This window comes from Petrachloros mirabilis (genome assembly GCF_975968855.1).
The window spans coordinates 1-8,524 of sequence record NZ_CDLUDY010000010.1 but is presented as its reverse complement, the minus strand read 5'-3'; the positions used below and the strand labels follow the sequence as shown (position 1 = coordinate 8,524).

General features: G+C 56.0%; 9 protein-coding genes. 1 reads left to right on the top strand and 8 read right to left on the bottom strand.

The window, feature by feature from the left end:
• From ACWVCN_RS00430 to ACWVCN_RS00420, 3 genes are all read right to left on the bottom strand, one after another.
• Nucleotides 1–447, bottom strand: a 447-nt coding sequence (locus ACWVCN_RS00430) for a thiamine pyrophosphate-dependent enzyme (protein ID WP_455243527.1), incomplete at its 3' end; no start/stop codon positions are given.
• A gap of 11 nt (nt 448–458) precedes the next feature.
• The gene (locus ACWVCN_RS00425) at nt 459–1,712 is read right to left on the bottom strand and encodes a transketolase C-terminal domain-containing protein (protein ID WP_455243526.1); all 1,254 of its coding nucleotides are present in this window, start codon (nt 1,710–1,712) and stop codon (nt 459–461) included.
• Complete coding sequence (locus ACWVCN_RS00420) at nt 1,696–2,298, bottom strand: 2-oxoacid:acceptor oxidoreductase family protein (RefSeq protein ID WP_455243525.1); 603 nt, start codon at nt 2,296–2,298, stop codon at nt 1,696–1,698. Before ACWVCN_RS00420 ends, ACWVCN_RS00425 begins: the two co-directional genes overlap by 17 nt.
• Before the next feature lie 590 nt (nt 2,299–2,888).
• On the opposite strand from ACWVCN_RS00420, the gene ACWVCN_RS00415 reads away from it, so the two are divergent.
• Nucleotides 2,889–4,025 carry a site-2 protease family protein gene (locus ACWVCN_RS00415; RefSeq protein WP_455243524.1) on the top strand — a complete coding sequence of 379 codons (1,137 nt, stop codon included), beginning with the start codon at nt 2,889–2,891 and terminating at the stop codon, nt 4,023–4,025.
• A 36-nt stretch (nt 4,026–4,061) separates the two neighbouring features.
• Here ACWVCN_RS00415 and ACWVCN_RS00410 read toward each other — a convergent pair whose 3' ends face one another.
• The 5 genes from ACWVCN_RS00410 to ACWVCN_RS00390 all read right to left on the bottom strand — a co-directional run.
• Nucleotides 4,062–4,427, bottom strand: a complete 366-nt coding sequence (locus tag ACWVCN_RS00410) for a c-type cytochrome (RefSeq protein ID WP_455243523.1) — start codon at nt 4,425–4,427, stop codon at nt 4,062–4,064.
• A 73-nt stretch (nt 4,428–4,500) separates the two neighbouring features.
• Nucleotides 4,501–6,435 carry an acetate--CoA ligase gene (acs, locus tag ACWVCN_RS00405; protein WP_455243522.1) on the bottom strand — a complete coding sequence of 645 codons (1,935 nt, stop codon included), beginning with the start codon at nt 6,433–6,435 and terminating at the stop codon, nt 4,501–4,503.
• A 34-nt stretch (nt 6,436–6,469) separates the two neighbouring features.
• Nucleotides 6,470–7,273, bottom strand: a complete 804-nt coding sequence (locus tag ACWVCN_RS00400) for a 3'(2'),5'-bisphosphate nucleotidase CysQ family protein (protein WP_455243521.1) — start codon at nt 7,271–7,273, stop codon at nt 6,470–6,472.
• Between the two features lie 59 nt (nt 7,274–7,332).
• Nucleotides 7,333–7,620, bottom strand: coding sequence for a hypothetical protein (locus tag ACWVCN_RS00395; protein WP_455243520.1), 288 nt, complete (start codon nt 7,618–7,620; stop codon nt 7,333–7,335).
• Between the two features lie 374 nt (nt 7,621–7,994).
• Nucleotides 7,995–8,524: LuxR C-terminal-related transcriptional regulator (locus ACWVCN_RS00390; RefSeq protein ID WP_455243519.1), on the bottom strand; the 530-nt coding region annotated here is incomplete at its 5' end.

Sequence of the window (8,524 nt, the reverse complement as noted above, 5' to 3'; positions counted from 1 at the left end):
GTCATCGTTTCGTTCGAACATGCCTGAGAGACAGCCGAATCCGATGTCCACCGTTGCGCCATCTCCACCCTGTGCCACAACCTTTACATCCTCGCGCCCCTTTGCACGTAACGCCGCCGCAACTCCGCTTGCAACCGCCGGGGCATTACCGAATACCGAGTGCATCCACGGAATCTGCCACGAGCTTTCCGGATAGGGACTGGAAAAGACCTCGAGACATCCGGTGGCATTGATCGCGATCAACCGGTTGTGCGAGGCACGCATTGCGGAATCGACAGCATAGCGCGCTCCCAGCGCTTCTCCACACCCCTGGCAGGCGCGATGGCCGGAGTTCAGGGAATTCGTTCGATCCATCAGGGACTGAACGGTGCGGGATTCTTCATCAAGCAATCGATTCCCGGCCGTGAACGTTTCGGTCTGATAGAATTTCATCCGTTGAGTCGTCATCGACTGCTCCGTCAGACCACCTTGGTCCCAATGGCATTCACCGCACGAATAACGCGTTCTGCAAGCGGCCCGGCTTGCCTTTGCTCGCGTCTGCGAGCAGTCTCCTCGTCGATCACATTCCCCTTGAGATCCAAAAAATGCGGTTCGGTCAATCGTTCAGCACGAGCCTCCAAAACCATCTGCTTCAGTGAAGCGGTGGAAATGGAGCGCCCACCGAGACCTGCAATTACAGTGTGCACGGTACCACCCAACCTTTGCAGTGCCATCCGAACGTCGGCGGAGACAATTCCTCCTACCCCGACAGCTAAATCTTTTTCCACAACGATGATCCGCTTCGTACCCTCCAACGCGGTCAATAACTCTCCGGCTGGAAACGGTCGGTAGCATCCGATTTTCACGCACCCGACAGCGATCCCCTCCGCCCTCAGGTCATCGACGGCGTCTTTGATCGTACCAACCACAGAACCCAGCGCGACGACGGCAATGTCGGCATTCTCCATCCGATATGCGGCGCAGAGTCCTCCCGACCGACGCTGAAACTGTCGTTCAAACTCGTCCGCTATTTCAGGCACGAGCGACAACGCCCGAAGATGCTGCTGATGGGCCAGATACTTCACTTCCGTAAAGGCTTCAGGACCTACCATCGACCCGATCGTGATCGGGTCGCTCGGATCCAGCACCTGTACAGGCGAGAAGGGAGGAAGGAAGGCATCGACCGATGCCTGATCAGGAAGATCGATCGCTTCAAAAGCATGGGTCAGAATATACCCGTCCATGCAAACCATCACGGGGCAACTCAGTTCCTCAGCCAGCCTGAAAGCTTGGATATGGAGATCTGCAGCTTCCTGATTCGTTTCTGCGTACAGCTGTATCCACCCTGCGTCCCGCAACGCCATACTGTCGGAATGGTCGTTCCAAATGTTGATCGGGGCGCCGACCGCTCGATTCGCGATCGTCATAACGATCGGCAATCCGAGTCCCGCCGCGTTGTATACCGCTTCAGCCATGAACAGGAGTCCTTGGCTGGTCGTAGCGGTATAGGTCCGCGCACCGGCTGCTGAGGCACCGATTAACACACTGAGCGCTCCGAATTCAGACTCCACATTGAGATACTGGCACCGGCCGGCATCGCCCTGCTTGACCATGCGAGACAAGCGTTCCACGATATGAGTCTGCGGCGAAATCGGATAGGCTGCGATGACCTCAGGCCGGCTCAGTACGACGGCCTCAGCGATAGCCTGCGACCCCTCAATTTGCGCGTGCATGTTGCGACAGCCCTCCCTCGTTGGCGACACAGGCTGTGACGTGATCGTAGCCGTCTTTCGAAGCTGCGACGTTGGCCTCACCCAGGGAACCGTGGAACTTGTTGCGTATCGCGGACTGGACGGATGCCAGCTTGATCAATCCGGTCATCGCGGCGAATCCTCCCAAGAGAGGCGTGTTCGCAATAGGTCGTTTCATCCGGTTCAGCCCGATGTCGGAAGCCGGCACGGCACAGACGTGACGAGATGGAAGCAACTTCAGAAATTCTCCGATCCCCAGTTCATCCAACGAGAAGGTCGAATTGATCAAGACATAGCCATCCGGTGACAAGCCCGCAAACACTTCGACCTGATGAAGCAACGTGGGATCCTGAATGATCAACACGTCGGGATGCGTGATTGACTCACGCGTGCGTATTGCTCGTTGAGCGATGCGACAGAAAGCCATTACCGGCGCCCCCATCCGTTCCGAGCCAAAACTGGGAAAGGCCTGGGCATGTTTGCCATCGGCAAACGCGGCCATCGACAATAGCTCCGCCGCCGTCACGACTCCCTGCCCGCCTCGCCCATGTATCCGCACCTGCATCATCTCTTCAGTTCCTTACTGCTCGGGGTTCACAATCCTGCCCTCCCGGCGTCACGACCGATGGTGCAGGTCCTACGTGTCATGCTGTCAGGTCGAAAGCTTACCCGTTGCTTGGTCGAATAAACCTTTGATGAAGGTGTCCTACTCATTCGTGACATACATCAACTTCTGATCTCGCTGTCGAGCCGGCAACAGAGGCATATCACCGGGATTGTTTGTTCCTATTTGAGTGGTATGCGCAATCATCATGCCATCTCGTGGTCTACGGATCTCCGCTCAGAAGCCCACACTTCGTTGAAAGACAAAACTTTTTGAACCGCTCCCACACCGCGTTACCCAGGCAAAACTCCCCAGACCAGGCAAGCCGTCTGTCGCAAGATTCCACAGGGGAAAAGGCGGACTACACACCTCAGAGAGCCCACCAACCAACATGCTCAGGGCAGCAAGAGTCGTGGGAGCCGCCATTTGTGGTAAAGGCTGCGGGCTTCTCTTCCCTAACTAGCTCGACGAATGAAATAGGCAGGACGAATTTCTTTTGTGCTGCTCCGGCACGCAACTTGTGAGATCATCTCCTGGAGGCACCTGCCGGAGGAATGATGTTCGGAAAGCCGGTTACGCTATTCCAGATTCTCGGATTCAAAGTTCAACTCGATTTCAGTTGGGTCATCCTGGCCTTGCTGATTAGTTGGTCACTGGCCAGCGGATATTTTCCAGCCTATTATCTCGGCCTGGATCGCTCGACCTATTGGTGGATGGGAGTGTCGGGGGCGTTGGGCCTCTTCGGGTCGATCATCTTTCACGAACTGGCTCACTCCGTAGTGGCGAGACGGTATGGGATTCCTATTAAGAGCATCACCCTGTTCATTTTCGGAGGCGTGGCGCAGATGGATGAAGAACCGCCCAGTCCGAAAGCGGAGTTTCTCATGGCTATCGCCGGTCCGATCTCAAGTTTCATCCTCAGCGGCGCCTGCTACCTCGCGTCTGAAACCGGATATCGGCAGGGGCTCCCCCTTCCCCTGGTAGGGATCTTCGGCTACCTGACGCTCGTGAATGGTTTGCTCGGCACCTTTAATCTGATTCCCGCATTTCCCCTCGACGGCGGACGTGTGCTTCGCGCGGCATTGTGGCAATGGAAGAAAGACTTGCAGGGGGCGACCCGATCGGCGTCCCGCGTCGGATCTCTCTTCGGCCTGATCCTGATGCTTTCAGGAGTTTTTCAGGTGATCACCGGAAATTTCATGGTGGGCGTATGGTGGTTTGTCATGGGGCTTTTCTTGCGCAGTGCGGCCACCGCATCGTATTACCAACTGGTCGCACGCGCCACGCTTGGGGGCGAACCGCTTCGCCGCTTCATGACCCCAAACCCCGACACCGTTCCTGCGAATTTGACCCTGGACGCTCTAGTCGAAGAGCATTTCTATCGCTCGTTGCACGACCTCTATCCCGTCATGCACGACTCACGTCTCATCGGCTGTGTCACGTCGAAACAGATCGCTGGTATCCCGAAAGATCAATGGACACGGCACACGGTACGGGACATCGCAACCCCCTGCTCCGAGGAAAACACCGTCAGCGCCGACGCTGATGCACTCGCCGCCCTTTCCATCATGAACAGGACCGGGAACAGTCGTCTCATGGTGATGGAAGGCGACCGTCTTGTCGGGATCGTCGCCCTGAAAGACTTGCTGAAACTGCTCGCTCTGAAGCTGGATCTCAAAGGGATGAAATGAATGGTCGCAAAGGCCCCTCAGGCAATGGATCCGCGTTTAGGATATGGCAAGGAACGGCGCGAAGAATCGGATATACGCCACGAGGTCCTTAATCTGATCGTCGGTCAATTTTCCACGCCAGGCATGCATAGGACTGAACAGCACACCGTCCTGAATCGCAATGAACAGCTCGACGTCGGTCTTGATCCGGTGTTTCACCAAGTGGAAATTCGCCGGCGGAACGACGAGATACTTGGCTTCCGGTCCCATGCCGTCACCCGCTTCACCGTGGCAGCGCAGGCAATGTTCCTGATAAAGCTCCTCACCTCTCTTCGGACTGCCTCTCAGATCTTGAGCTGACACTCCAAACACGACCGTCAACAGAAGTCCGCATAGCACACCTGCAGCCAATGTATTCTTCATTCTTTCTCCTTCTCAACTTCACAACCATCCCGAGGACGCAGCTTCTGGAGGATATCGCTTACCAGCTTGAGATCTATTTTATCTTCCGGTTCTCAATCAGGGTATCGACTACAGATGGATCGGCCAACGTCGACGTATCCCCTAAATCATCCAATTGGTTGGCCGCAATCTTGCGCAGGATGCGTCGCATGATTTTACCGGACCGTGTTTTCGGAAGTGCGGCAGCCCATTGGATGTAGTCGGGTTTGGCAATCGGGCCGATTTCCTTACGGACCTGTTCGATCAGCATTCGGAACAACTGATCCGATGCGTGGGCGCCTTTCTTCAGCACGACGTAGGCATAAATGCCTTGCCCCTTGAGCTCGTGGGGAAACCCGACGACAGAGGCCTCCGCCACATCCGGATGCTTGGACAGCGCGCTCTCCAACTCCGCGGTCCCCATGCGATGGCCGGAAACGTTCAGGACGTCGTCAATTCGGCCTGTGATCCAATAGTACCCGTCGGCGTCGCGTCTGGCGCCATCCTCTGTGTCGTACAGGCCCGGAAATCTGCTGAAATAGGTCTTGAGATACCGCTCGTGACTTCCGTGGATCGTGCGAGCCAGCGAAGGCCATGGGCGGGTGATAACAAGCCGGCCCTGGGCCTCACCTTCCAGGATGGTTCCATTCTCGTCAACCAAAGCCGGCACGACGCCAAAAAACGGCTTAGCCACTGATCCTGGCTTCAAATCCATCGCCCCCGGCAGAGGAGTCAAGAGGAGCCCGCCCGTTTCCGTCTGCCACCACGTGTCCGCAATGGGACACCGCCCTTCCCCGACAACTCGATAGAGCCATTCCCACGATTTAGGATCGATCGGCTCGCCGACACTCCCCAGCATGCGCAGGCTCTTGCGGCTGGTCTTCTTTACCGGTTCATCACCTTGCGCCATCAATGCGCGTATCGCCGTCGGTGCCGTGTAGAAGATGTTGACCTTGTGTTTATCGACCAGCTGCCATAAGCGGGAGTAGTCGGGATAATGAGGCACTCCTTCGAATAGCATGGTGGTCGCGCCGTTCGCGAGCGGACCGTACACGATGTAGGTATGGCCGGTAATCCATCCGACGTCAGCCGTACACCAATATACTTCCCCGTCGTGATAATCAAAGGCGTATCGATGAGACATAGCGGCGAAGACCAAATAACCGCCAGTGCTGTGTACGACGCCCTTGGGTTTGCCCGTAGACCCTGAGGTATACAAAATGAACAACGGATCTTCGGCGTCCATCTCCACCACCGGACATTCGGACGAACTGTTGGCGACAACCTCGTGATACCACCCGTCGCGCCCGCTGGTCCAAGGAATGCTCTCGCCCAGATGTTTGACGACCAGAACAGTCTTGACAGCGGGACAGTCTTCCAGCGCCTGGTCCGTTTTTTTCTTGTGATCGATCGTCTTGGTCCCATGCCGATAACCGTCGGCGGTGACAACCAACCGGCAAGCACTGTCTTGGACACGATGTTTGAAAGCTTCTGAGGAGAAACCGGCAAACACCACGGAGTGGATGGCGCCGATGCGGGCGCAGGCGAGCATGGTAAAGACAGCCTCGGGAATCATAGGCATGTAGAGGCAAACACGGTCACCTTTTCCAATGCCTCGCTCCTTGAGCGCATTTGCCAATCGACAGACGTGCTCGTGCAATTCACGATAGGTAACCGTGCGGCTCTGACCCGGCTCGTTCCCCTCCCAGATGATTGCAATCTGATCGCCGCGCTTTGCTACATGGCGATCGACACAGTTGTAAGAGGCATTAAGTCGCCCGCCCTCAAACCAACGGACATAACCTCTCTTGAAATCCCAATCGAGCACTTTCCGCCAGCGTCCCGCCCAGGTTACAAAGGCATGGCCTTGATCGTTCCAGAACCCTTCAGGATCCTCGACCGAACGCCGATACATCTCTTGATAGCGTTCTTCCGTGATATGGGCATGTTTTCGAAATTCATCGGGAATGGGATAACGCTCTTCGCTCATACGGATCCTCTCGAATTACATTAAGAGATATGACTCAGCCGGGAATCCCGGTTCCCAGTACCGATGCCGGAATCGCAGCAAGGAGATCGCCGTGGCAGGCACGGTTGCTGGCGACAAATCCTCTGGTGTTCTTGATTTCCGGTTCATCGTAGCGCAACGGCCCTCCCGCCATGTCGCTCATGAAGCCGCAGGCCCCTCGCAGGATGGCTTCCGCTCCGCAGACATCCCATTTGCTCGTATAAGGCGCGGGTTCCACATAAGCATCAGCCTGTCCGGAAACCAGTAAGGCAATTTTTGCGCCGACACTCCCACAGGGGATTTCGTTTACCATTCCAAGACGTGACTTAACTACGTCGATCACAGGATGGCGATGCGAACGGGAGACTGCCAGACGCAAAGGTTGGGGGGACGCTGCTGCGGATACCCACGTCCGTTTCGTGTCATTCCCCTTGATGATCCAAGCGGAATCGTCGCACACACCGGCATAGAGCGTACCGGTGACAGGACAGTAGACCACACCGAGTTTCGGTAGCCCCCCTTCGAGGAGTCCGATGATGACCGAAAATTCTCCGGTTCGCGCCACAAACTCCCCTGTTCCATCCAACGGATCGACGTACCAAACGCGCGGTTTACAACGAGCCTCCTCCGAAACCGGGTACTCTTCGGAGACAATGCCGTCATCGGGGAACTCGCGAGCCAGACCTGCAAGGATGACCTCCTGCGCTCTGAAGTCTGCGTCGGTGACCGGGTCATCAGGTCCCTTGAACCTAACCTTGAACGGAGAGGCATAGACCTCCAAAATTGCTTTTCCGGCCATTCGGGCGAGCTCCGATGCCACTCTGCCTTCTTCTGCCCGATCGGCAAATATTTGCACCACAACACCTGTAACAGCGACGTTCAGCTCCTCGACCGGCCCCTCTTGAGCGCCGCGGTAATGATTTCCTTCTTACGTTGCCGCTTAGCCGCCTTGACCGTTCGCTCCAGCAGGCTAGTGGACTTAGCCGCCCTGAGCTTGCGCAGACGTGTCGCCATCGCCTTTCTCTGCTGCGCTCGTTTCATCGCGGCCGTAATCGTCTCCTTTTTTTTACTCCGTTTGGCTGCCATGACCGTACGCGCCAAGGGACTGGCGTTTACCGATGACGGCTTCTTGGTCGTCTGTTTCTTCCGCTTTGTACGTGCAGGCATGCTCTCTCCTCCTTCGTTTTCGTTGCTTCTTTACGATTTACGCGTTCCGATGCTTCTCCACATCTATATGTGCAATAGCATGCACGTGTTTTTAACCTTGTGCAACATCCTGGATCGACTTGCTTGTCCTGCCGGGTCATTGGCCAAGAAGAACATAATCCACGAGGCACCACGGTCGAGCACGCGGGGATTGGGGAACAGATTCTTCAGGGGTCGACAGTTTGCGCACGACCCGTCTTACGAAAACAAGGACCTGTTACCACATGATTGCATAGACGGATGGTCAATCATCAGGCGGGCCATCGGTTCACAAATAACAAACGGTGATCTCTCGAGAGAACTAGGGGATGACCTAGATGGTCCGCAGAAGAATACTAGGCAGGACGATCTTCCGCGTTGACCAGGCCCTCGGCAATGGCAAACCTGATGAGTGCGGGAGTGGAATGGAGATCGAGCTGTTCCATCAGACGCGCCTTATGGAACTCAACCGTCTTGACCGACACATTCAACAGCATCGCCACTTCTTTCGTGGCCTTGCCTTCAGCGATCAATTGCAGCACTTCGCGCTGTCTTGGCGTCAAATCGGCGAGAGCTTTCCTGAGTGGCTTCTGTCCAGCTTGCAATCCCGCCTGGAGCACGGATTTGGTGACGGCAGGAGTGAGATACGTCTGCCCTTTAAGTACCGCTTCAATCGCCTGCGGCAATTCCGAAGCCGCTGATTGCTTCAGGAGGTAGCCGTTCCCTCCGGCTTTCAACGCTTCGGTCGCGTAGGTGGGACTGGCGTGCATGGTGAGAAACAGCAGCTTCGTATCCGGCACGAGTTTCTTAAGTTGACGCGCGGCGTCCAACCCATTCAACAGCGGCATCGAGATATCTAAGATAATCAGGTCCGGCTTAAGCCGTT

Excerpts from the sequence above, each read along its gene's own strand:
- ACWVCN_RS00395 (WP_455243520.1), bottom strand. The coding sequence starts at position 7,620 with ATGCCTGCACGTACAAAGCGGAAGAAACAGACGACCAAGAAGCCGTCA.
- ACWVCN_RS00415 (WP_455243524.1), top strand. The coding sequence starts at position 2,889 with ATGATGTTCGGAAAGCCGGTTACGCTATTCCAGATTCTCGGATTCAAA.
- ACWVCN_RS00425 (WP_455243526.1), bottom strand. The coding sequence starts at position 1,712 with ATGCACGCGCAAATTGAGGGGTCGCAGGCTATCGCTGAGGCCGTCGTA.
- ACWVCN_RS00420 (WP_455243525.1), bottom strand. The coding sequence starts at position 2,298 with ATGATGCAGGTGCGGATACATGGGCGAGGCGGGCAGGGAGTCGTGACG.
- acs (WP_455243522.1), bottom strand. The coding sequence starts at position 6,435 with ATGAGCGAAGAGCGTTATCCCATTCCCGATGAATTTCGAAAACATGCC.
- ACWVCN_RS00410 (WP_455243523.1), bottom strand. The coding sequence starts at position 4,427 with ATGAAGAATACATTGGCTGCAGGTGTGCTATGCGGACTTCTGTTGACG.